General features: G+C 52.6%; 15 protein-coding genes. 3 read left to right on the top strand and 12 right to left on the bottom strand.

Annotated features, from left to right (window positions below; genetic code table 11):
• Nucleotides 1-45: 45 nt before the first annotated feature.
• The 3 genes from NSS83_RS20955 to NSS83_RS20945 form a co-directional block, all read right to left on the bottom strand.
• On the bottom strand, nt 46-1,332 hold the full coding sequence (locus tag NSS83_RS20955) for a glycoside hydrolase family 18 protein (RefSeq protein ID WP_341346392.1): 1,287 nt from the start codon (nt 1,330-1,332) through the stop codon (nt 46-48).
• Nucleotides 1,333-1,488: 156 nt separating this feature from the next.
• Nucleotides 1,489-4,275 carry a glycoside hydrolase family 3 C-terminal domain-containing protein gene (locus NSS83_RS20950; RefSeq protein WP_341183040.1) on the bottom strand — a complete coding sequence of 929 codons (2,787 nt, stop codon included), beginning with the start codon at nt 4,273-4,275 and terminating at the stop codon, nt 1,489-1,491.
• 311 nt (nt 4,276-4,586) lie between these two features.
• Nucleotides 4,587-4,778, bottom strand: a complete 192-nt coding sequence (locus tag NSS83_RS20945; RefSeq protein WP_036691301.1) for a hypothetical protein — start codon at nt 4,776-4,778, stop codon at nt 4,587-4,589.
• 194 nt (nt 4,779-4,972) lie between these two features.
• Here NSS83_RS20945 and NSS83_RS20940 point away from each other — a divergent pair, with 194 nt between their 5' ends.
• Together NSS83_RS20940 and NSS83_RS20935 are read left to right on the top strand one after the other, a co-directional pair.
• Nucleotides 4,973-6,283, top strand: coding sequence for a putative DNA modification/repair radical SAM protein (locus NSS83_RS20940; RefSeq protein ID WP_341183041.1), 1,311 nt, complete (start codon nt 4,973-4,975; stop codon nt 6,281-6,283).
• The gene (locus NSS83_RS20935) at nt 6,283-7,155 is read left to right on the top strand and encodes a TIGR03915 family putative DNA repair protein (RefSeq protein ID WP_341346391.1); all 873 of its coding nucleotides are present in this window, start codon (nt 6,283-6,285) and stop codon (nt 7,153-7,155) included. The genes NSS83_RS20940 and NSS83_RS20935 overlap by 1 nt, the downstream gene beginning before the upstream one ends.
• Before the next feature lie 66 nt (nt 7,156-7,221).
• Here the strand turns inward: NSS83_RS20935 and NSS83_RS20930 are convergent, their stop codons facing one another.
• The 5 genes from NSS83_RS20930 to NSS83_RS20910 form a co-directional block, all read right to left on the bottom strand.
• Nucleotides 7,222-9,606: a phosphoketolase family protein gene (locus NSS83_RS20930; protein WP_341183043.1), complete on the bottom strand. Its 2,385-nt coding sequence runs from the start codon at nt 9,604-9,606 to the stop codon at nt 7,222-7,224.
• A gap of 278 nt (nt 9,607-9,884) precedes the next feature.
• On the bottom strand, nt 9,885-10,607 hold the full coding sequence (locus NSS83_RS20925) for a GntR family transcriptional regulator (RefSeq protein ID WP_209994046.1): 723 nt from the start codon (nt 10,605-10,607) through the stop codon (nt 9,885-9,887).
• Between the two features lie 92 nt (nt 10,608-10,699).
• Nucleotides 10,700-11,842: a response regulator gene (locus tag NSS83_RS20920; RefSeq protein WP_341183045.1), complete on the bottom strand. Its 1,143-nt coding sequence runs from the start codon at nt 11,840-11,842 to the stop codon at nt 10,700-10,702.
• Between the two features lie 109 nt (nt 11,843-11,951).
• Nucleotides 11,952-16,505, bottom strand: a complete 4,554-nt coding sequence (locus NSS83_RS20915; RefSeq protein WP_341346390.1) for an S-layer homology domain-containing protein — start codon at nt 16,503-16,505, stop codon at nt 11,952-11,954.
• A 340-nt stretch (nt 16,506-16,845) separates the two neighbouring features.
• Complete coding sequence (locus tag NSS83_RS20910; RefSeq protein WP_341183047.1) at nt 16,846-17,781, bottom strand: GNAT family N-acetyltransferase; 936 nt, start codon at nt 17,779-17,781, stop codon at nt 16,846-16,848.
• Nucleotides 17,782-17,997: 216 nt separating this feature from the next.
• Between NSS83_RS20910 and NSS83_RS20905 the strand changes: the two genes are divergently transcribed.
• Nucleotides 17,998-20,379, top strand: a complete 2,382-nt coding sequence (locus NSS83_RS20905; RefSeq protein WP_341346389.1) for a N,N'-diacetylchitobiose phosphorylase — start codon at nt 17,998-18,000, stop codon at nt 20,377-20,379.
• A gap of 124 nt (nt 20,380-20,503) precedes the next feature.
• Here NSS83_RS20905 and NSS83_RS20900 read toward each other — a convergent pair whose 3' ends face one another.
• The 4 genes from NSS83_RS20900 to NSS83_RS20885 all read right to left on the bottom strand — a co-directional run bounded on the left by NSS83_RS20900 (nt 20,504) and on the right by NSS83_RS20885 (nt 25,408).
• Nucleotides 20,504-20,914, bottom strand: coding sequence for a hypothetical protein (locus tag NSS83_RS20900; RefSeq protein ID WP_341183049.1), 411 nt, complete (start codon nt 20,912-20,914; stop codon nt 20,504-20,506).
• The gene (locus NSS83_RS20895; protein ID WP_341183050.1) at nt 20,907-21,356 is read right to left on the bottom strand and encodes a LytTR family DNA-binding domain-containing protein; all 450 of its coding nucleotides are present in this window, start codon (nt 21,354-21,356) and stop codon (nt 20,907-20,909) included. The genes NSS83_RS20900 and NSS83_RS20895 overlap by 8 nt, the downstream gene beginning before the upstream one ends.
• 173 nt (nt 21,357-21,529) lie before the next feature.
• Nucleotides 21,530-24,139, bottom strand: coding sequence for a metallophosphoesterase (locus NSS83_RS20890; RefSeq protein WP_341183051.1), 2,610 nt, complete (start codon nt 24,137-24,139; stop codon nt 21,530-21,532).
• A gap of 3 nt (nt 24,140-24,142) precedes the next feature.
• The gene (locus NSS83_RS20885; RefSeq protein ID WP_341346388.1) at nt 24,143-25,408 is read right to left on the bottom strand and encodes a class I SAM-dependent methyltransferase; all 1,266 of its coding nucleotides are present in this window, start codon (nt 25,406-25,408) and stop codon (nt 24,143-24,145) included.
• Nucleotides 25,409-25,466: the final 58 nt, after the last annotated feature.

Here is a 25,466-nt window from a genome sequence, read left to right as displayed (position 1 = left end):
TTTTGCGGAGCTTCTTACGCCGCCGCTGGCCGCAGCGTCTCCGGTCTATTTTTTGACCACCTTGAAGTTATCCGTAAGCAGCAGCCAATTCTGCGGAAAAGGCAGTCCCAGCTTCCAGTAGCTGATGCCCCGCAGCCCTAACTCCTTGATCAGATCGAACTTGGCCTGAATCGAGCGGGCATCCTCAAACCATACCGTATGCTGCCGCCCCTCGTCATCGGTGTAATTGAAGTGCGGCGCCTGGGCTCTATAGTCATACTGAATGGCTGCATTCCTGTTCCTGGCCAGATCAATGGCTGCCTGCGGACTGAGCGCTTTGGCATATTGCCCCCCTGCTACAAAAGGCAGCGTCCAATCATAACCGTACAGATTCTGGCCCATCATGATTTTACCGGCGGTCATCTCACTTGCTGCATAGGTCAGTACCTGACGTACAGGCCCGATGGGCGATACAGGCATTGCCGGTCCCCCGCTGTAGCCCCATTCATACGTCATAATAATGACGAAGTCGGCCACCTCACCGTGAACCTTGTAGTCATGCGCCGTATACCAGGCCCCAACCTGTGACGCGCTGGTCTTAGGGGCAAGGGCGGTGGACAGCAGAAAGCCCTCCTTGTGAATGACCTGTGCCGCTTTCCGCAGAAAAGCATTGTATGCCTCACGGTCTTCCGGCCGGAGAAACTCCAGATCAAAGTGGATATCCCGGAAGTTCAGCCGCTTCGCTTCCGCGATGATGTTCTCAAGCAGCCGGTCCTGGACCTCCTGATCGTTCAGAATGATGCGCCCGAGCTCTGAGCTGAACTGGGCATCCTCCAGATTCGTCACGACCATCATCAGCGTCACCTGATGCTCTGCGGCAATGGAAGCGAGGCCGTCCAGGGGCGGCGGCACCAGTGTTCCGTCCCGTTTGATCCGGAAGCTGAACGGTGCGAGATACGTCAGCTCAGGAGCGGCCTCACGTGCAGCATTCTGCAGCGGCTGGGAGACACTCTCCCCCCGGGGCTCCACATATGCGTTCACTTCCGCCTGCCGCCTGGGTCCAGGGGGAAGGTACAGACGGAGCCCGGCCTGCAGCGGCTGATTCAGCGTCAGCCCGTTCACCTCCGCCAGCTCGCTTGCCTTCAGGCCGAACCGCTTGGCGATGCTATAGAAGCTGTCTCCAGGCTGCACCCAATAATATTGCCCGGCAATCGGGATTACCAGCGCCTGCCCCGCCACCAGCCTTCCCGGCGCAGAGAGCTGATTCGCCTCAGTTATCGTATCCGTGCTGGTTCCGTAGGCCTGCGCAATGCCATACAGCGTCTGGCCCGGCTGCACTACATGTATTTGCATACGTTCCTGCCATCCCTTCATAGTAGCCGTTTTATCTCTATTTTATTCGGCGGCCCTGCGGGTATGCGAAATCAGGCCGCTCATGTAAATTCTTATATTGCAAAAAAAGACACCCCGGAGGGTGCCTTAATACTGTTGCTATAAATGGTGCTGACACTATACCTGCTTGAATTCAATCCATTCAATCTGCAGGCCGGGCTTGACGAAGTCCAGCTTCAGCTCATACCGTCCGGCTTCCAGCTCCACCTTGACCAGCTTCTGCCGGATCCACCGGCCTTCCGTTCCGTTCGTCTGAATAGTGGTTACCGCTTGTCCATTCAGCGTCAGGTTGCAGGCGCTCTGTGCAAGCTCAGGCTCAGGAGACATGATGCTGACAATAATGCGGTACTGGCCCGCCTCGTCAGCCTGAATGTAGGTCGGCCCGGACACCGCAGGGGTTACCTGTGCGTTCTCGCTCAGTACCTGCACCTGCTCAGCTCCGATAGCCGGATCAGCCTTGAACGTATCAACCGCTTCAATAATCTCGTGCTTTCTGGAGAATACCGGAGCCTTCATAATGAACTCACAGATGTTGATCGCGCAGCGTTGAAGCTCCCCGCGGGTAAGCGTACCGTTCTCCAGAGATGCGATTGTATTGTCATCGTAAGCGTTAACCTCTGCCCCATAGTTACTAACAACCATGTACAGATCGTTCTGGGCGCGAACCATCCAGTTCGTATTCTTACGGTCTGCCGGTCCTCCGTTCACCACATCATTCATGATCGCCCACCAGTCGGTCATGACGATCCCCTGGAAGCCCCACTCGCCGCGAAGCAGCGTGGTGTTGAGGTCATAGTTAGAAGCCGCCCAATGCCCGTTCACCGGGTTGTAGGAGGTCATGATCGAATTGGCTCCGCCCTGCTTGACTGCAATTTCGAAGCCCTTCAGGTAGATCTCACGAAGCGCACGTTCCGATACGACAGCATCGACCTTACTGCGGTGCTTCTCCTGGTTGTTGCAGGCAAAATGCTTCAGCGTCGCATTAGAGCCGCCCTTCATAATTCCGCGTGTGCATGCGGCAGCGAAGATCCCCGAAATCAGCGGGTCTTCGGAGAAATATTCGAAGTTACGCCCGTTCAGCGGGCTGCGCCGGATATTCAGCCCCGGTCCCAACAGCGCATCCACCTGGTTACGCAATAATTCCTGGCCTTCCATGACATACAGTGCTTCCACCAGCTCTGCATTCCAGGTAGCGGCGAGCAGGGTGCCAATCGATACCTGTGTAGCCTTCGCTCCACTGTCCATACGGATACCGGATGGGCCGTCCGCTGTAGCTGCAACCGGAATGCCGTAGCTGAACAGACTGTCGCTGACGCCCCCGAACGCAGACGCCGTACCCGGAGTTACCAGCGGGCTGCTCATTCCTTCGCCCCGGACAATCGCCGCCAGGTCTTGGTCGCTTAGCTGGGCAATGAAAGTGCTCATGCTGACTTTTCCGTCATGAACATCTCTCAGAGTATATCCCTGATTGCCGGTCTGCGGAAGCGTCTGCGGCAGATTGCGTTCAATCCGCTCCGCCAGATCCACCTTGCGTGTAGGTACCTCAGACGAGACAAGCTCATACGAACCGTCTGCCTTACGGGCACCCGGCTTCATCCGCATGAAGCTCTCAGTAGGCGCCATTGCTTCTTCCAGCTGTTCCACGACCTTAAGCTCTTCCAGCACATAACCTTCTTGTCCGTCCAGAAGCACTGCTGACACCGCTTTGACACTGGTGCCTGCATAGAAACGGTAGGTACCGGCTTCGAGCACATAAGCGGAAGCATGCCCGGTCACTCCGGCGTCATCATAGGAAGCCATGGAATGGAGCGGGAAGCTCACGGTAAGGCGCTGAGACTCACCAGGCTCCAGCAGCTTGGTCTTAGCGAAGGCTGCCAGCGCTTTGGCCGGTTGGCCCAGCTGTCCCTGCGGCGCTTCGTAATACACCTGCACGACTTCTTTACCAGCATATACGGCTCCCGTATTCGTTACAGTGACGCCGACTTCGATCTGCGGCTCACCCGCCTGGTTTACCAGCTTCGCTTCCCCCGGCTCCAGCTTAAAGGTCGTGTACGAGATCCCGTAGCCGAATTCATACTGAACCTTATCAGGGCAGAAGGTCTCGAAATAACGGTAGCCTACATAGATATCTTCCTCGTACAGGTTCTTGAATTCATTGCCGTAGTTGCGGGTCGACGGATAATCGTCAATGGAATAGGCAATGGTATCCGTCAGCTTGCCGCTTGGCGTAACCTCTCCGGCCAGAACATCAGCAATCGCGTGACCGCCCTCCATGCCGCCATGCCAGGAATAGATCACAGCAGAGATAGGATTCACATAAGCAGCGTCATTTACCCAGCTCATATCCATGATATTGGACACATTGAGTACCACAACTGTCTGTTCAAAATAAGCCGTAACCGAGACCAGCATCGCCTTCTCATCTTCCGTCAGCCGGTAGCTGCCTGCGGTGTCGGCATTATCCTGATCCTCGCCCGCCGTACGTCCAATCACCACAACCGCTTTGGCTGACTGGCTTCGTGCCTGCTTCACCAGCTCGTCCGTAAGCGGCATTTCCTTCTGGTTCCACGGCTCCGCAGCCCATACCTTGCCGCCGTCATCGAACGGGTTAAGCCCGATCCAGGCCTCGTAGGCTGCAGCCAGTTCTTCATTCACGCTAATGTTCTTCTTGCTGCGCAGTCCATCCAGCAGATTCGTCGTATATGCAACGTGAACGCTACCGCCCGATCCAGTACCGCTGCGGTAATAATTCACCTGTATTCTGCCAAAAACAGCAACGCTCTCACCGTTACCCAGCGGAAGCACCTGTCCCTCATTCTTCAGCAGTACCGCACCTTCTGCGGCTACCGTCCGGCTAAATTCTGCAAAACCCTCTAACGGCACTCCAATGTTCTGTGTACTCAATTGGTTTCCTCCTGTATGTTCATTTCCCATGCTGTGGGTTGATTCTATAAATAACGCCCTCCCGAAGGGAATGTACGTTACCTTGAATCTGTATGGTCCTTCATATAGCATATCCTTCTAAGAATATAAGCTTCAGCCATATTATTCAAGCACCGCTTGCCGGATCGCCGGGATTCGCACGTGTTTGTATAAACTTTTTTAGTAAAAAAGACACATCTAAAATAAAAAGACACCTGTGCGGGCGTCTCTTAAGCCTGTTCCTATGCAATCCGTACCGTATTGAATAGATACGTCCGGATCTTCTGTTTATTTTATCTGCGGCGGCGGCCCTTCATCATGCGGTTGTACATAATAAGAGCAGCGACGATCATACCCAGCATGGCTACACTGCCTGCCGATTCCTGCGACATACCGAACATCAGGCACACACTTGTCACTAGCTGTCTTGTCAGCAGGGCGACGGCTATCAGCATAATAGGCCGCCAGATGTTATATCCTCTCACTTCAGCAACACTCCTAACCTGATTTTCAATAACCGTATGATTCCTCATTCCGTGAACCATCAATTTCTATTATAGCACAAGAAGGAATGCGCATACATTTTGCAGGCGGCCGGAGTGGTGGTTTATACTTTTGACAAGAACGTATGTTCGGTATATAATGCTCACATATGAGGGGGATTGAGACCGTGGATGTAATGGAGAAACTAGAGATTCTGACCGCTTCAGCTAAATACGATGTGGCGTGCACTTCAAGCGGTTCCGACCGCAAAGGCCAGGCCGGGGCACTCGGCAACACCTCCGCAATGGGCATCTGTCACAGCTTCGCGGCGGATGGCCGCTGTATTTCGCTGCTGAAGGTACTTATGACCAACGGCTGTGTGTATGATTGTGCGTACTGCATCAACCGCAAGTCCAACCCCATCCGCCGGGCGGCCTTCACCCCCGAAGAGATCGCAGATATCACCATGCAATTCTACCGCCGTAATTATATAGAAGGATTATTTCTCAGCTCAGGCATTATGCGCAGTCCGGACTACACCACCGAGCAGTTAATTGCTGCACTTGAGCTGCTTCGCAATGTCTATCATTTCAACGGATATATCCATGTAAAAGCCATCCCTGGAGCAGACGAAGCCCTGCTGTCCAGACTTGGTCTGCTCGCCGACCGCATGAGCGTCAACATCGAGCTGCCCTCCCAGGAGAGCCTCGGACGGCTCGCTCCCGATAAGAGCAAGGTGTCCATCCTGAAGCCGATGGGGCTGATTAGCAGCCGGATCAAGGAGAACCGCTCCGATATCGTCCGGTATAATCATGCACCCCGCTTCGCTCCGGCTGGACAGAGCACCCAGATGATCGTGGGTGCAACGCCAGATACAGATTACCAGATCCTTAATCTGACGGAAGGCTTATACCGTAAATACTCGCTCAAGCGCGTCTTTTTCTCCGCCTACACCCCGGTTGTGGAGGATTCCCTCCTGCCCGCTCTAGACACCAAGCCGCCGTTGCTGCGGGAACACCGGCTCTATCAGGCCGATTGGCTCCTGCGCTTCTACGGCTTCAAGGCGAATGAATTATTGGATGAGGCCGTGCCGAACTTCAACCCGCTGCTGGACCCCAAATGCAGCTGGGCCGTTAACCACCGGGAGCAGTTCCCCGTTGAGATCAACCGCGCCCCGTACGAAATGCTGCTGCGTGTGCCCGGCATCGGCGTAAGAAGCGCACAGCGGATCGTAAAGGCCAGACGGGCCGGATCGCTCGATTTCCATGCGTTGAAGAAGCTGGGAGTGGTCCTGAAGCGTGCCCAGTTCTTCATCACCTGTAAGGATAAGCCGCTGGAGGGGCTGAAGGTAAGCGAACATACGCTGCTTCGCTCACTCATGTCCGGGGAACAGCTTGCTCTCCAGCAGCCGAAGGTGGAGCAGCTCACGCTGTTCGACGACTTTAACCTGTCGGCCCTTCCGGCAGCGGATGGTTGGAACCTGCTCAAGAAAGGAGCGAAGGCCTGATGTTCAAGCCGTCCGCACTGGCGTACACCTATGACGGAAGCTTCGAGGGTCTGCTGTGCTGTGTATTTGAGAGCTATGCCTGGAAGGAGATACCACTGGCAATTCATGCTGAGGGCGGGGAAATAGGCCTGCTGCTGGAAGCAAAATGGATCGAGACCGACAAGGACAAGGCCGCGCGGGTACTGAAATCCCTGCCGTTGCGGATCAGCCGCGAAGCTGAGGAACTGGTGCGTCTGGGCTTCTGGAGCTGCACCCCTGATAAGGAAATGCTGCTGCTGAATTTCCTGTATCTCGGCTTCAAGCATGGCCGTAAGGTGATGAATATGCTGGCCGATGACACCGTTAACACGCTGATGAAGGCTGTTCAGCAGCTCCGGCATGAGGCGCATCTGTATACGGGCTTCGTCCGCTTCTCCGTATACGGCCCGGTCATGGCCGCAGTCATTGAACCGCAGGGCTATGTGCTTCCTGTAATTCAGGAGCATTTCTGCGACCGGTTCCAGGGGGAGAGCTTCATGATCTACGATCAGACGCATGGAGCGGCGCTGATTCATGAGCCCGGGCGGGAGGCCATCGTGCCCTTAAGCGGGTGGACCCCGCCCGAGCCCGATGAGACGGAGGAAGCGTACCGCCGCTTATGGACCGGCTTTTACAATGCCATCGGCATCAAGGAGCGCTACAACGACCGGCTGCGTTCCTCACTAATGCCGAAGCGCTACTGGAAGCACATGGTGGAGATGAACGGCAGGGGCGGTGTGCCTGTACTTACTGCGGGGCAGAAGAAGAAGGCATTGCAGCCGGAGACCTCATCGATCCCGGACATCCAACTTCAATCATCAGACACAAAAAGCGCCCCGCAGCCATCAACATGACTAACCGGGGCGCTCCCTGATTGAAGCTTGCTATATTATTAATGAAATAACACTATCGTATGAAGCTTAGTTCAAAGCCTTCCATACCCAGTTCTCAACCTCTGGAAGGTCGATGCCTTCTTCGCGGATATATGCATGATGCTTTTGCACGATGGCATCCATCTCGTCAGCGATAGCCTGGTATTTGCTTGCTTCCGGCAGGCTGAGTACTGCTTCCTTCGTAAGATCGAAGCGGTCCATCTGGTTGAGTACGCGCATATCGAACGGTGTCGTGATGTCGCCATTCTCGCGGTAGCCATGCACATGCAGGTTGTGGTTGTGGCGGTCGAAGAACAGGTCTTTGATCAGGCCTTCATAGCCGTGGAAGGCGAAGATGACCGGTTTATCTTTTGTGAAAAATTGATCAAACTCCTCGTCAGACAAGCCGCGCGGATCAAGCTTCTGGCTTCTCAGCTTCAGCAGATCGACCACGTTGATGTAACGGATCTTCAGCTCAGGCAGCTTCTCATGCAGGATCGAAATGGCAGCCAAGGCTTCCATAGTTGGTTCTGTACCCGAAGAAGCAATGACGAGATCAGGCTCTCCGCCTTTGTCGGTGCTGGCCCAGTCAATGATCTTGAGGCCTTTAGTTACCAGCTCCTGAGCTTCGTCAGCCGAGAACCACTGCGGACGCGGATGCTTGGAGGATACGATCAGGTTGATCTTCTGACGGTCATTCAGGATCGTGTCGAATACGGCCAGCAGGCTGTTCGCATCAGACGGCAGATACTCACGGATGAATTCAGGCTTCTTGTCAGCCAGATGGCCGAGCAGACCCGGATCTTGGTGGGTATAGCCATTATGGTCCTGTTGGAACACGGTAGATGTAGCGATCACATTCAGGGAAGGAATATCTTCTCTCCAGGTCTGATCTGTCGCTTTACGCAGCCATTTGAAGTGCTGGGTGATCATCGAATCGACCACGCGCAGGAAGGCTTCATAGCTGGCGAAGAAACCGTGGCGTCCAGTCAGGACATAACCTTCCAGAATCCCTTCAGCCTGATGCTCAGACAGCTGGGAGTCAATGACACGGCCGTATGGAGCGAGGAATTCATCCTGCGGTTCCTGAATGGCATCCATCCATTGGCGCTTGGTCACTTCGAATACAGGTCCCAGACGGTTAGACATCGTCTCATCCGGTCCAAAAATCCGGAAGTTGCGGTTCTCTTCGTTGAGGGTAACAACCTCTTTCAGGTATTTGCCCAGTACAGCCATATCCTGCGCAATCACTTGACCCGGAACGGAATTATCCAGGGCGTAGTTACGGAAATTCGGCTTGTGCAGGTCTTTGATCAGCTTGCCGGCATTGGTTACCGGGTTCATTCCCATACGTCTGTCGCCGGTTGGCAGAATTTCAGCCAGCTCTGCGTTCAGGCGGCCGTTCTCATCGAACAATTCTCCAGGTCTGTAGCTGTTCAGCCATTCAAGCAAGGCCGGAGCATGCTTCATGTTCTTCTGATCGACCGGAATCGGCACCTGGTGGGCACGGAAGGAGCCTTCATTCGGCACGCCGTCCCACGATTTCGGACCGGTCCAGCCTTTAGGGGAGCGGAAGACCAGCATCGGCCATACAGGGCGTTTAGTATCGTTATTTTCACGGGCATTCTTCTGGATTGCGGCAATGCGCTCTACGATCGTATCCAGCACCTTAGCCATTTCCGGGTGCATCAGATCCGGGTTCTCGCCTTCTACGAAGAATGCTTCCCAGCCGTTTCCGGCAAAATAGGCGGTCAATTCTTCTCTGCTCATCCGGGAGAGGATGGTCGGGTTACTGATCTTGAAGCCGTTCAAATGCAGAATCGGCAATACAGCACCGTCTGTAATCGGGTTGATGAAGCGGTTGGACAACCAGGAAGCGGCCAGAGGGCCGGTTTCTGCTTCGCCGTCACCTACAACGACTGCAGAGATCAAATCAGGGTTATCGAGAATCGAACCCACGCTATGCGACAGGGAGTAACCCAGCTCGCCGCCTTCGTGAATGGATCCAGGTGTTTCGGGAGCAGCATGGGAAGCAACACCGCCAGGGAAGGAGAACTGCTTGAACAGCTTTTTCAGGCCAGGAATGTCCTGAGTGATCTGCGGATAGATTTCGGTGTAGCTGCCATCCAGATAAGAGTTCGACACCATAACCTGACCGCCATGGCCCGGGCCTTCAATATAGAACATGTTGAGATCATATTTAGTGATTACACGGTTCAGGTGTGCATAGATAAAGTTCTGCCCAGGGATGGTGCCCCAGTGTCCGATCGGCTTCACTTTGACATCTGCATCCTTCAGCGGTTCTCTTAACAACGGGTTATCCTTCAAATAAAGCTGGCCTACGGAGATGTAGTTCGTTGCACGCCAGTAAGCGTCAAGCTTTGCCAGATACGTTTTGGAGGAATAATCCACCTGTTCGATTGTTAATCCCATGTCTTCCACTCCCTAATCTTTTTCTTTGTAAATTGAATGTATCACTTCTACAGTTACATCATACATCGGCATTTCAGAAATTCAATCTTTTTAGAAATTAATACGGTCCAATATTGTGAAATTTTGAACATAGTATGAAATTCGCTGCAAATCACACACAAAAAGATGTTCATTTTTATAATTATGTATTAATTTGGTATAAATAAAAGATGCAAAAAAAGACCGGGACTCCTCCCGGCCTGCTCTACCTCAGTTAGGCTATTTACACCGTCCGTCCGTTAATGCACAGATACGAACGTGTTGAACTTCAGATACTCATAATGGAACCGCATATGCGAGAATTCGAACGGTGTGCCGTTATCCAGGAAGAAGATCCCCTCCATAATCCCCACAGGTTCATTCTCCTTCAGATGGAGCAATTCCTGATCTTCAGGCAGCGAAGGCTCGGCAAAAATAGACAAAAAGGATTTGGTCACCGCCAAATTGCGCGACTCCTCCAGATAATGAAAAATCGACCCCTCGATAATCGTCTGGTCGAGATTTTGCACAATTTTGATCGGAATATATCCCGTCTCAATCATGAAGGGCGCACCTTCAAACAGGCGCAGACGCACGATCTTATACACGAAATCATGGGGCATCAGGAACAAATCCCGCTGAAGCTCCTCCGTGGGCCGGATGACCTCGAAGCTCAGCACCTTGATCTCCGGCTTCTTGCCGTGCATCTGGAAGTTATCCGACACCCCCAGGTTAGAGCCTTCGTAGTTGAAGATCGAATCGTTCTTTATGTATAACGGGTTGATGAAGGTGCCGGAGCCACGTTTCTTGAAAATAATGCCCGAGCTCTCCATCTTCATCAGCGCACGCTTAATGGTACTGCGGCTAACCTGATACGCCTCGCTGAGACTGCGCTCATCCGGCAGCTTCATATCGGCGTACTGCCCGGCAAAGATCTTCGTTTTGAGGTCAGCAATAATCTGCTTGTAGACAAATTGGGTCATGGGGTTCTCCTTCGCCGGAACTTTGCAGAACGAAATATTCAAGATTAAATATATCATAATTTAGATAGGGCAAAAAGGATGAATCCAAGGACTCACCCTTTTTGACGCTTGTTATCCCAATCCCTATACCATTTGACAATCTCCCGGCTTGGTTTCTCCGCAACCTCTGCTTCCATCACCGTTTCCAGCAATACATACTGTCTTTGCACCAGAAAATGAAAGCCCATTCTGTCCGAAATCTGCATGTACAATAATTGCGCTTGCTCCTCTAACGGATAGCGGGTGCAGACCTGTTCAATGTGCTTGAAGGCCTGTTCATATTCTGCATTATCCATATACCAGCGGACCAGATTCAGCTTCAGCCGAATCCACTGCAGCTGGAATCTCTGCCGTTCAAGCTCCGCCCACACATAATCGTACCCCTCCAGATATTCGCTCTTGAACAGCTTCAGGACTCGTTCATATTCGGGCAGCGTGTCGTCCGAGAGCTCAATCCCAGCTTGGATAAAGCGGTCGAACTCATCAACGTCCAGGTAGATTCCTTCCAGCTTGAGCAGGTAGCCGTCTGCCGTATTTTGCAGGAGAATCCGTTCTCTGCTGAAGGGCTCCAGCATCTTACGGATATGATACACAGCGGTATATAACTGCGGATAGGCTCTATTCAGATCAAAATCAGCCCACAGCAATTCAATCAGAGTGGCCTTGCTGACCACTTTGCCGCGATGATGCAGCAGAAAAAAGAAGATTTCCTGCGCTTTCGCCGTTCTCCATTGCAGCGGTGCAAGCTCCTGCTCTCCTTCGTAGATCTGGAAGGCATCGAACATCAGCATCCTCCAGCTCGCTTGCAATGGTGCTGTTGAGACTGCCGGTCCAGGCTTCTGCTGGGCATTCAATCTATTGACCGTAAGCTTCAGACGATCCATATGAATCGGCTTAAGCACATAATCCAGGGCGTTCAGCTCAAAGGCCTTGATAGCATACTTATCATATGCCGTTACGAATACAACCTGCAGGTCGGGCCTCTGTTCCAGCAGCCTTTCCGCCAGCTCAATCCCGTTCAGCTCCGGTAAATGGATATCGAGAAACACAATGTCGGCCTCGGTCTCCTCCACCTTTTGCTGCCCTAACAGCGGATCGGTATATTTGCCGATAATCTCAAAATCGCCAAGCGCATGAAGCTGACGCTCCAAGGCCTTTAGTGCCAATTCTTCATCGTCAATCAGGATTGCTTTCATTCGGATCTCCTTCGCAGCTGGAAATCAGTACGGTGTTATAACCATTATACTTCAAATTTAATGATTTAGGGGCTGGAGAAGAATGATCTCTCCTCCAACCCCCATTCAGTTATTCTGTAACCCGCTGTTCCTTCTGTTCACTGTCGATCCGGTACTGATGATCGATTACGGCTTCCTGGATATCCAGGTAAGCCCAGTGATTCTTGGATACATCCGGGAATTTAATAGCATCGGCTCCATATAATGGACCCCGGTTAAACATCTGATTGACGATGACTACAGCTTCCGCACGGGTCAGGTAGGTGTTCGGCTTGAAGCTGCCGTCCGGGTAGCCCTTAAGCAGGCCTGCCTTCACGTTGGCCTCAATGACACCTTGTGCCCAATGTCCGGTGGTATCGCTGAAGCTTGATTTTCCGTCTGCCGGTACGGCAAGCTTCAGGTAGTTTGCAGCAGCTGCGGCCATTTCCGCTCTCGTAATCGGAGCAGCTCCCCGGAATTGTCCGGACGAATCACCCTTCATTACGCCCTGTGCATTCACGAAGGCAATGGCTGCTGCCGCATAATGGCGGACAGCCACATCCGGGAAGGGAGACGTACCTACAGCAGCATTGGCATCATAGCCCAGATTCCGGGCAATCATGAGGGCCATCTGTGAGCGCGTTACGCGTTCATCCGGCTTGAATTGACCGTCCGGGAAGCCAACGATATAGGATACATGCTTCGCAGGCGACTGATTATTGAAGTTGATGATAGTAAAAGTACTGAATTTCGAGATGGAGAATTCCAGTCCGAGCAGTCCGTCTTTATAGGTAACTGCTTTCCCTTTCACAACCTCTTTCGTGCCGTCAGTATGCTCGATGAAGATACCCAGCTGTGCCAGGAACGCATTGCGCTCTGCTTCATTCGCAGGCAGCTTCACATCCTTGAGTGGCAGAATCAGAGTTACCGCCCGGCTGGACAGGTTCGTCTCAATGGTCATCGGTCTGGCAACCACTTCGATTTTATTGTCCTTCGCCACTTCACGGACCACAGCTTCGAGCGTGGCTCTCTTTTCGATTTCACTACGCTCTGCTGCACTTCTCACCGGCACCAGCCGGAAATAGAAGTCCTGCGTGATTCCTTCGAGCGATTCATTCGGAATACGTACAATCGCGTTCTCCGTATAGATTTCCAGCACAATGCCATTCTCTTTCAGCAATTTGGCGGTCTCCGCCGGAATTTGGACATTCACTTCGCTGACATTGTCCGCCGCATCCGGGATGACTACACGGGCAATGCTTTGTCCTGTCTCTTTCGCCATCTTCACCGCTTCTTCAGCCTTATCCTTGGTGAAGCGGACCAAATCGGTGATTGTACCATTGCTCTGAGTGGTGCGCTGTACCGGCACTTTCGTGATTCCAGCCGCATTGGCTCCGCCGATGGCTACATCCACCTGGATGAGTTCGGTTTTGGATGTATCAGGAGCTGCTGGAGCCGGTGCAGAACCTCCGCCTGATGGAGCAGGCTCTTGTCTGGTAACGATCATCGTATAAGTGTTCGTTTTGCCAGCAGAATCCTTGACGGTAACCAGGACTTCATTCTTGCCTACTTTCAGAGGGAGCGCTTTGCTCCATTCGCCGTTCTTCACCTCTACCGGAGCTTCACCGGCAATGCTGAGTGTTACCACCGCACCCGGGTCAAGTGTTACCGGCTTGAATGACATTTCATATACACTGTTCCCTACAGTTACATCATAACTTGTAGTTTCAGGCTTGAACTCCGGCTGCAGGGTGCCGCTTGAAGGCTCCAGCGATACGAGCTTCCCGCTTGCGCGGATGACCTGAATCTGGTATTGACCCAGCTTAACGCCCGGACGCTTCGCATCCACAATGTCCACCTGAATGATGTTCAGCCCTTCCTGAAGCGGCAGCTTGCTCCAGTCTCCATCAGGAACCTCTACACCATTTAAGCTAACCTTGCGCAGTGTATCGTTATCTCCTGCCGGGGCAAGATTCAGGGCAATGGTACCGGTCTCATTAGGCACGGTTGCCTGATAGCCGCTTGGTACATCCGGCTGGAAGCCCGGATGCAGCGATACCGGCTTATCTCCGGCACTTAATCCCAGACCGTTCTCAGGCAGCTTGCCTGCCTCTGAGATATACTTGGAATCTCCGCCAAGATCAATTCCCGGCTGAAGACCCGTAAGCGGGTTATTCTTGTTGCCATTCTCCGTTACGTTGCCAAGCTCTGGATCGTAGCTCAACAGACCGCCCTTATGATCTTCCGGAATGGAAACGATCAGTTCATTGCCGTTGATTTCAAAAGGCTCCTTGAGCGGCACTCCGCCGTAAGTGAATCCGGACAGATCGGTAAGATCGTTGATTGGCTTGTTGAATACCAGCTTGAGCTTGCCGGCTTCGGGATAAGCAGCAACGAGCTGAAGCGGAATCACATTATTATCCTTGGTAATGCCGGACTGGTCGCCTGCCTGAATCGGCTTCAATTCGTTCAGGACATTGCCTTCAGCCGTAACATTACCGGCAGCAGGGTCGTACCCTACGACCAATGCATCATCTGGACCGAGCGCTTCCTCGAGAACGACTTCTACTTTATCGCCCTGTACGGACTTCACAGCAATCACTTTCCGTCCATCGACGGTAAGCCCGGTGAAATCAGCATCGGTCAAAGCAGAACCTACAGGCTGGTTGAACGTCAGCACAGCATGATCCGGCTGCCCTTCATTTACCGCCACATGGGTCAATTCCAGCTGCGGCACGGTGAACGGTACCAGCTTCGTTTCTTTTCTTACCTCATCACCGAATGTCTTGGTAGAAGTCACCGCTACATGGTAGGACCCTGGTGCCAGCGGTCCCGGCAGCTTGGTGTCCCACTTATAGACATCATCAGTTACCGTAATGCCTACTTCAAGATCGAACAGATAGGCATTAGGATGAACGTCCACTTTATAGACGGCAGCCGTAACTACCGAGTCTAGTGCAGCTTGTCCGGTTACTGGGAGCGGGAAGTCTGCTCCGTATACCTCGGTTCCGTTCGCAGGCTCTTGAATCTGCAAAGAGTCACCGAACGGACCGTTAGCGATCAGCGTAAAGTCTGAAACCGGCTCTTTTCCCGGCGTCTGAGCCTCGATTGCCGACTCTGCGGCATTGTATTCGATTCGAACCACAGGGTCATTGGACAACGGGCTGGCCAGGGTCAGAATAATGACACTAGGATCTTGGTCGGATACTACAGCATGCGTAACATCGACCAATTTTCCGTCCAATGTTACTCTGAAGTCATCTGTAGTATCCGCATCGTCCGCGTTAAACTTGATGTCCTTGTCGAACTTGATAGACACCTGATTGTTGCTTCCGGCTGTATAGCTTGCGCTGTTAGCTACCGGCGGCTGCTTCACCAACCCGGCAATTGCATCCTCCAGACCCTTGCGGGCGGCTTCAATCTCTTCCGGGGAAGCATGGTCATTATCGAGAACAGCTTTGGCTGCATCCGATGCATTCTTGAGAACCGCTAGAGAAGCTTTAGTATATTCCTGCGGCTCAAGATTAAGATAGCCCTCTGCGGTATTGTTGCCCTGCTTAAGTGGGGTTTTGTCCACTAGTGTAATGGTGGTACTGATGCTAGTATCGGCATCGTCAGGCATACCGCCGTATTCTACTAGGTAGGCATCAACCCTGTTATCTATTGGATAATCATTCCACTTTCCGCTTGCAAAGATATGCACCACATGTTCGTAGGTAGAGTCATTCGGCTCCCCTGTATCCCAGTTGTTATGCATGATATGGTTAGTACCAATCCCATAAGTAAGATCCGTCACTGTGGCAGAATCATTCCTCCCGCCACTAGCATTGTAACCCTTATAGAAAGGAAGTCCCGATTTGCCTTCGTACTGTAGCTTTCCCTCAGGTCCGGTTACCCAGCGCCAATCGCCATAACCATTATATTTGTTGTTCTGCAAGGTGAAAACACGTGTATTGGCCCTTCCGTTCGTCTCGGAACGAGCTACATCTTTCCCGCCAATCCAGCCAATCCCTCTAGCCTTCTCCGCAATAAAAGCGTTCTCATCCGGGTCGGTAATCGTCGCCAGATACCCTTGGCGTCCATAGTAGGTGCGCTGCTCGGCCTTCACCCGGGCATCCGTCCACTTCACAATTGGATCTGTAACATATTCATAGAAATGGCCATTCTTGTTAAAAGCGAGAACAGGTCCCAGACCGAACGTCAGGCTACGTTCACCCGGCGAAGTCATCTTAAACTGGGCAGTTTCCAATACCTGCTGGTAGACTTCGACTGGCGCATTGCCAGTTAAGATGTAAGCTCCGTTGTCCCCGCTGGAGGTAACTGTAATTCCTGTACCGGATGTAGCGAATGTCATCTGATCGCCCGTTTTATATCCGTTAATGACAACCGTAGCCCCTGCCATCATCTCACCGGGATCTGCTGTGATAGAGAGCTCCGGGAAGGTTAAGCTTACAGCACCCCCGCCATCTTTGGTGAAGTTCCGGTACTCTTCTGAAGTGAAAATTTCTTCCGAACCATCATTATCCGCTACAGCAGCATGTGCCACGGGTCCGGCCAGCGCAAAGTTGGCAGCAACCAGCGCAATCGACAACGAGGCTGCCAGAGCGCGGGAACCTCTTTTATTCCATTTCTTCGATGTTGTCATCTTTTTTTGTTCTCCTCATCTAATGGGACTTTTATGGGATCAGCCGACACTTCCTATTATTCATAGACCGCTTGCCTGTTACCTGTACTTTCCTCCCTTCTTATGCAGGCGTTCACCAAATCGTGCGATACGGATACCGACAGGTTGTGTATCATAATCTCTTAGTTTCTAATACTATCCGACAGACCTCTACATTAACTCTACAATTCTCCTTTATTGTGACAAAAATCATTGCATAATTGCGAAAGATCCCTTTTCTTTGTGTTTCCATTCATTTTTATAGCTAAAAAAAGACACCCCTAAGGGTGCCTTCGCTGATCTTGCGGATCGCTTATTTGCGTTAATCCACCGGGATATACATCTTCTGAATCTCCTGCACCCCGGACTTAAACCCGAGATTATAGTACACAGATTCCGCAACATTTCCCTCCATTACATACAATCTCAGCAGCGGATACGTTCCCTTTAGAGTGGTGAGGGCTCTTTGCAGCATGCGTGTAGCCAGCCCTTTTCCCCGATAGGCGGGGTTAACGCCGATGCTGTAGACTGCCGCCACATGATCCTGCAGACACAGCCGGCAGTTGGCAATGAGCTGATCAGTGGTGTTATCGAATACCAGCGTGGAAGCCTGTATCAATATTTCATTGGAATAATTAGGATCTTCACCGGGTATAAAATCTTCTAAAGCAAATTGCTTCCTCCGGATTGCATCCAGTCCGCCTCTAAAACTCTCAAAATCACAACGGGCAATCTCTTCTGCAAGGATGAACCGTTTGCCTCCGTCCTCAGTTCCTTCCACTTCTGGACTCTCTATCCTCAGATCATCCTCCCATTTGATGTGAAAATATTCTGTAGGCCGCTGCATCCAGCGGCACCTGAATTCATCCGGCCAGAAGCCTGCCCGGGCATACAGCTGAACCTGATCCGGCAGAATCTCATAGGTGCGTACAGGCTCCTTCCGGTCAGACCACTGAATCAACAGTGCTTTAAGCTGCTTCAATACTCCAAATGAATCGTTAAAGGGCGGGATTACAAAGAGATGGTAGATCACATTCGGGGACATCCGGACTCCGCCGATTTTACTCTCCCCCTTGTATATCCAAAAGGCATTCCTTCGCGGATTCGCATAGCTTTCCTCTCTAAAAAAACCGCTATACTTCATGTTATAGTAGACGGAGCAATATACGCCCCACTCCCCGGGCTCTGCTCTACGGATAGACCATTCACCATTTAGATCATAGGATATTGTAGCTTCAGACCATTGCTTCACACTCATCTTGCAATCCTCCTTCCTCTTGATCTTATCAGCACCATGCTCCCGTTCAAATATAGGAAACTGCTATAGAAAGACTCTACTGTTTGTTTTTTTCTCAAATATAGGCTATATTGTCAGACCATTATTGTCTTATAATGGAAGTAGGCGGGATTCTTCGGTCGTTTATAAACGCGCGTTCATAACCCTGCCTGTCATCTATCATGAGGAGGAATGGTTATGCAATACGGTCATTTTGACGACAAGAACAAAGAGTATCTGATTACGAAGCCGAATACGCCTGCTCCTTGGGCCAACTACCTCGGTTCACCGGAATACGGTGCGATTATCTCAGGCAATGCCGGAGGCTACAGCTTCGTGAAATCCGGGGCCAACGGACGACATATCCGCTATCATTTCAACTCCAAGGACGAGCCTGGGCGCTACATTTATATCAAAGACCTGGAGAACGGTGATTATTGGTCCGGCTCCTGGCAGCCGGTAGGCAAGGATCTGGAGCAATACAAATCCGTCTGCCATCATGGAACCGGATACACGAACATCGTCTCAGATTATGACAACATTCATACCGAGTCCTTATACTATGTACCGCTGAACAAGACCTATGAGGTATGGCGCATGAAGATCCGCAATGATGGCACCACTCCGCGTAAGCTGGCTCTCTTCGGCTTCGCCGAATTCACCAATGACAACAACTATGAGCAGGATACCGTGAACCTGCAATACACGCTGTTTATTTCCCGGACCTACTTCAAGCACGATAAAATTCTTCAAGTCATCAATGAAAATATCGCGGGAGAACAGACCTGGAGATTCTTCGGCGCGGCCGGAGCAGAGGTGGCCGGTTATGACGGGGACCGCGATACATTCCTTGGAGATTACCGCAGCTACGGGAATCCGCTCTCCGTGGAGAACGGACAATGCTCGAACTCACTGAACTATAATGCCAATGCATGCGGTGCCCTGCAGATGAATGTAGAGCTGCAACCGGGAGAAGAGAAGGAAATTGCCTTCCTGTTGGGACAATATGATGAAGAGGGAGCCTCCGGCATTCTTAGCCACTATCAGGATTTGTCCGTGGTAGACCGGGAGCTTGAAGAACTGAAGACCTTCTGGCACAGCAAGCTTAACCGCTTCCAGGTGCAGACTCCAAGCAGTAATCTGAACCATATGATCAACACCTGGAACGCATATCAGTGCTTCATCACCTTCATCTGGTCGCGTGCCGCCTCCTTCCAGTACTCCGGCCTGCGCAACGGGCTCGGCTACCGGGATACGGTGCAGGACATCCAGGGGATTATCCATCTGGACCATGAGATGGCTCTCGAACGCCTGCGGCTGATGATCTCTGCCCAGGTATCCAACGGCGGCGGGCTGCCGCTGGTGAAATTCGACCATAACCCGGGCCATGAGGGAACACCTGACGACCCTGAGTATGTGCGGGAGACCGGACATCCGCACTACCGGGCCGACGATGCCCTGTGGCTGTTCCCGACAGTTATCAAGTACCTGAATGAGAGCGGGAACTGGGACTTCACCGATGAGGTCATTCCTTATTCAGATCAGGGCGAAGCAACGGTGTATGAGCATCTGCGGCAGGCGCTTCAATTCAGCCTGGACCGGATGGGCGCGCACGGGATGCCGGTCGGCCTCCATGCCGACTGGAACGATTGTCTGCGGCTTGGCGCCAAGGGCGAATCCCTATTCGTGGCCTTCCAGCTGTACATGGGCTTCAAGGTATTCATGGATATCGCGGAGAACAAGAACAAGCCAGAGGATACGGCATGGGCCCAAGGGCTGCTGGAGGAGCTGGACAGCAACATCCAGAAGTATGCCTGGGAGAACGATCAGTTCGTCCGAGGCTTCACCGAGGATAACTATACCATCGGCTCCTGGGAGAACGATGAAGGCCGAATCTGGCTCAATCCGCAGAGCTGGTCGGTGCTCAGCGGCGCGGCCCGCCCGGATCAGGCCAAGCTAGCTATGGACAAGGTCTATGACAATCTGCGGACCGATTACGGCACGATGCTGTTCTACCCGCCATTCCGCAAATACGGCTTGCCGGTAGCACTGATGGCGCTGTTCAATGCCTCAACGAAGGAGAACGGCGGCATCTTCAGTCAGCCGCAGGGCTGGCTTATCCTGGCGGAGACAGTGATCGGCAACGGTGAACGCGCGTTCGAGTATTTCCTGAACTGCAGCCCGGCCACCATGAACGAGAATGCGGAGGTCCGCAAGCTGGAGCCTTACGTTCACGGCCAATTCGTGGAATCCAAGGACAGCCCGTATCAGGGTCGAGCCCATGTCCACTGGCTGACCGGCACGGCCTCCACTGTTATGGTCTCACTGGCAGAGGGCATTATGGGCGTTCAGCCCCAGAAGGACGGCCTGCGTCTGGACCCGTGTGTCCCTTCGGACTGGACCAACTTCTCCATGGTGCGCGAATTCCGCGGGAAGAAGCTGAACATCCAGGTCGAGAACAAAAACGGCGTCCAGAAAGGCGTCTCCCGCATCGTCATCAACGGCGAGGAGATCGAAGGCAACCTGATTCCAGTGTCCCGGATGGCTACAGAGAACGAAGTGCTGGTTGTGATGGGTTAACTTCACGCCGATCCGAGGAACGGCATAGATAGATACGAAGAAGGAGAGCTGACCCACGGGGTGCTCTCCTTCTTCTTTTAATGTATACTTCAAGTCTGCAACCCCGGCTAAGCGTGCTCTCCGACTACTTCAAAATCCTATTCAGCTCTTCCGCTGACTTCCTGCTGTTCGCTCTGGCATAGAAGTAGAACGCAATCGTATGCAGGATGACGGATAACAGCAGCATTCCAGGCCACCAGGCGCTGATAGAATCGAACATCTCGATGGAGAAAAGCCATACCATGCCCATTCCGCCGGTAATGCTGAGCAGTGAACCGATCAGGATATTCCACAGCGGCTTCAGCGTGAAGTGATTCCACAGCATATTATACATAACCCCGAATATTACGGCAGCTACAGCGGCAATACCCGCCAGACGCCACAGATACAACATCTCCACCGGCTGATCTCTGAAGAACACCGTTAACAGCAGCGTGACCCAAAGCGACGTAAGAGTAAATACCTGAAAGAATCCTTGCCTGATCTGATTAGCCATGATAATTCCTCCTAAAATCATTGATATAGTAACGGCTGACAGTATAGAAAGTATTATCTGTCAGCCGGACTTCCACCCGTGCATTAGCGGTTGCCGAGAATTCTTTGATATAGCGGGTATTTATAATGGTCTGATTGTTGATCTTAATGAACCCGGGCGTATCCAGCACCTCCAGCGCGAACTTCAGTCTCGTGTTGAGCAGGTACATCTCCCCGGTAATGAGCCGCACACTGCACATCCGGCCCTCCGCCTCTACAGCTGCAACCTTGCCGGCTTCCACAGTGACCTGGCGGTTATTGCCGGCATTGATGACGGTGATCCGCTTCTCTGCCGCCTGAATCGCAGTCTCAAGTTTCTTCCATTGTTCCTGTTCCGCCGGATGAGTGACCACCTTGGCCCATCCCCGATCCATGCCTGGGTCTGCTTCAAATCTAATCTCCAACTGTCACTGCCTCCTCTCAACACCCATATTATTATCTTAAAAGAGACTTGACCATCATTCTGCGTTTACTTGCAGGAATCCGGCGTTTTGTTTCATCAGAGCGCTGCCTGCGGCCAGCCGGACGCACGAAGAAGACTGCCGGGAGCTTCCCGGCAGCCTGCCTGACGATCCTTTTAGAGCCTCGGATCAATCTCCTTCTCCTTCGTCACCTCGAACAACAGGTTCGCGGCAATCTGCTTATAGTCGCTGTTGTCCGCCGAAATATCCTCCAGCTTAATCTCCAGCATCTGCTTACCCAGCCGATGCTCAGCCAGGGAAGTACGCAGCTTAGGTGCGATATTCTTCTGCTTCATCAGCTTGGCATACTTGTGCGGGAATCTGTAGTCGTAGCCGTAAATAATCGACAGGTAACCCGGATTACGGACCTTCAAGTAAGGGACCACTCCCGGCTGCTCGCGCTCCGGCTTGATGACGATCCCCTCCATTTTCTGCTCAATGGTTATGGCGGCGAAATAGTCCTCAGCCCGGCTGTAAGCCTCCGGCTCCTGAAGGTCCAGCACCAGGATCTCGTCGTCATTCAGGAAGCGGTACTGCTCCGAGGTTATCCCCTCAGGCACCCGGTCCTTCCCGCTCTCCAGCACTTCCTTCAGGATGGCAAAAGGCTTATAGTCCAGCTCCGCATCTCCGGCATACAATTCCAACTGCTGTTTATATACCCGGTACGCTTCGTCCCGCTGGTCGAGTCCCACATAGGCATCCCGGATACTGCGGACATGCTTATATGTCTGATATACGTGAGCGCCGTAGCTGGTGCTAAGCGCTTCTTTGGTCAGGTGATGCTGATCCTGTTCGAATCCGCTGGCTTCATACGCCTGGATCAACTCACCGAGCGAATCCTCGAACCCGTGCTCTCTCAGGAACGCAAGCTCGTTCTCCAGTGCCCGCCCAATCGGCTGGAACTGGCGTTCAATCAGCCCTTCCCCCAGCGCCTTCCAGGGCAGAAGCTCCCCGTCCAGCACCAGCACACGGATGCCTTGCTCCGCCATATATATTTCGAACCGCTCCAGCAGGCCTTCATAGACTGGCGTCAAATCTACAGCCTTGACCTTATAGCCGTTACGGCTAACCGCGTAGCAATGCTCTACGTCCCGGTACAGATACACCGTGCAGCGCGATCCCATATATTTAGGCTGAAGGACCACCTCATGTACCCCGCGTTCGGCAAAGTAATCCAGACCCTTGCGCAGCGACTCCAGCTCGCCTTCTACTTCATCCTTATCCGCAGGCGACATCGTCCCGGAGATGAAGTTGACCTTATTCTGCGAGGAGTAATGCAGCCTGCGTATGGACTCCGCATCCAACTCCTCCACAGAGACCGTATTCACTTCGCGGAAGAGAACCGGCAAATCCTCCTGAAATAGCTGCTGCCGGGATTTATGGCTTTTGTAGAATGGCTTGAACGTTATTTGGACTGAAGTCAGCCCGTTCCCGTGCACGGCTCCCGTGTCCAGATGAAGCTTGTTCTTGATGCGGAACGTCTGCTTGGCGGCAATATGTCCGAACAGGTGAAACGGATGATTCCCCTCCGCCTCCTCCTTCAGGAACTCAAGCTGCTGCTCGTAAGCAGATTCACGGTCCAACCGGAAGTTGCGCTGATGGCGCTGCGAATACGCATCCAGCTTCCCGATGTATTTGTTGCGGCAAGGAGCGTGGGTTACATAGAAGGAAGGGCCCCGCATCCCTATATAGCGGTAAAAGGGCTTGGCACTCTCCACCAGCACTTCGAATTTACGGTGAAGCTCCGCATCTTCCTGTAACACCTGGGTCGAATCAAAATACGTTCTTAACAACTCCGGGTCGGTACCCTGAATCTCGCCGCGCAGGTACTTGTAGACGAAATTCTCATGGTTGCCCATCACCAGCAGAAAATGCTCACGGTTGTCATACAGGAATTCTGTAATCTCCCGGGTCTGCTTGCCCTTATCGATCCAGTCGCCCGCCAGGATAATCCGTGTATTCTTCAGCTTATCCGTAGCACTTAGCATCCCTTCTTCAATCCGGTAGCCGTAGCTGCGCAGCAGCCCTTGCAGCTCTTGAACACACTCGTGTACGTCTCCGACTACGATGTATTCCTGTTCCTGCGGAAGCACAGCAGCGGCATAGGCCTCCCAATCCTGAATGTGCACCCGGTAATCCGGGTTCGGCAACTTTTCCCCAGAACCTTCAGTACCTTCAACACCTTCCAGCAGAAAATCCTTGGCCCGCACCTTATGAATACTATGGTAGCCCTCGCGGGACAACACAGGCAGCACTTCGCGGCGCAGCCGGTTCAGGTGGCTGGAGATCAGCTTCTTCGAGCGCTCTGAGGCATAATAATCCTCCCGCTTGCGGTAATCGAACAGAATGACCTCCAGATTATACTGGTTCTCCTGGGCAATCGCCCGCACCTTACTCCGATAATCCTCCGCGAGACCAATCGTATCCATAATGACAAACTCCGCATTAATCGGCCAGGAGGTGATCCGCTTCAGCCGCTCGAACAACAACACGAACGTATGCGAGCTGGCCTCCAGCATGACCTGGTCGTATTTATCGTAGTCATAGCCTAAGATCTCTTGACGGATGAGGTCTGAGGAGAGGTACTGCACATTTGTGCGCAGACCTGTGTTGCTATCCGCAAGCTTAAGCTGGGGGATCAGTACCTCTTTGGCAAAAGTAGACTTCCCGCACTCCGTCGCACCCACCAGCATGAATATCGTGTGTACCTTCGTCTGAATGTCCATGGTCTAACCCTCCTGTCTGCGCACAATTGCGCTCTGTGTGGTGCGGATCTCGCCCACCCGGTCGCCCACGAGCGAGAATTCGGCTTCTACGCCCAGCCCTTGCAGGGCGGCCGTCAGCCACTCCTGGAACGCCGCCTGGCCTTTTTCCCACTTGTGATCTTCATGCCGGAAGCCTTCCAGCTCATAGTAAGGATTGAAGTCCGCATTCGGCGTAGTCACAATAAGCTGCCCGAAATCCACATGGCGGATGATCTGCCGGATCAGCGCAGCCGCTTCCGTCTCACTCATATGCTCCACCACCTCGGTCAGAATGACATCCACCTGCTCTCCGTTGTAGAGCTCCAGGAAATGCTCCAGCGAGCGGAAGGTGACGATGTTGTCGAGCTCCTTGGCCTTTGCCTTCCGGTTCACAACCTCCAGCAGCTCCTCGTTGATGTCCACCGCATAATAAGCGCCCTCAATCTTCCCGGCATACGGAATGGCGTAAAAGCCTTCCCCGCAGCCGATATCCAGAATAGGCTTATCAAACGGAAGCACACCCGAGATGAACGTCCGCCGCTGCATCGCCGTGCTGCCATACTCCAGACCGATCGGGTACAGCTCCGTTTGCTCGACCGCCGCCTTATACCGCTTGAACTGCTCCCGGGTCTTCAGGAGATTTCGGGCGAATAGGCTGCGGATGTAGAAGGGGGCATCCATCACATTCAGACTGCGGATATATTTGTCCAGAATCCGGTCCGAAATATCGATATACTCATCCCCAAAGATAGATAAGAACAATGACAGCACACTGACCACATGCAGGAGGTGATATAAGCTTAGCTGCGTAGTAATGGTCAGGGAATAGCTCTTATGCGCCTGGTGTTCCAGGGTGAACGTATAATCCTTCAGATGCTGCTCGAAGAACCGGATATAATGCAGCCGCTCGACATGAATCATCTGGATGGTAAAAGAGTGCTCATACCCCTCCGCATCCCGTTCATCCCGCGCCTTGAAAGGTGCAGTGAAGAACTCATTCACCGCATTCAGCGGGAATAACGGAGTGTAATAGCGGGAGACATTGAGGTACTCGAAGCTCTCGCCTTCGTTCTTTTTATAGGAGACCTCATTGTCAGCGTCCTTAAAATACACATTATAGGTAGCCTCATCCGAATACCAGCCGTAAGCGATACCCTGGCGGACCGGGCGAAGCTGCATGCCGCTCTGCGGATTCTTTTTAATGATGAAGCTCAGCTGCGGGTTCGTTGATCTCAGTTGTACAATAGCCATGATTGTCTTCCTCCTGTCGGTCGTTCTTTATCAGCCAAGCCTAACTTAAAGTTAAGTC

Origin of the sequence: Paenibacillus sp. FSL H3-0469, from assembly GCF_038051945.1 — a bacterium.
Taxonomy (GTDB): Bacteria; Bacillota; Bacilli; order Paenibacillales; family Paenibacillaceae; genus Paenibacillus_AQ.
The sequence above is the reverse complement of the archived record's forward strand: the minus strand, read 5'-3'. Positions and strand labels throughout refer to the sequence as shown.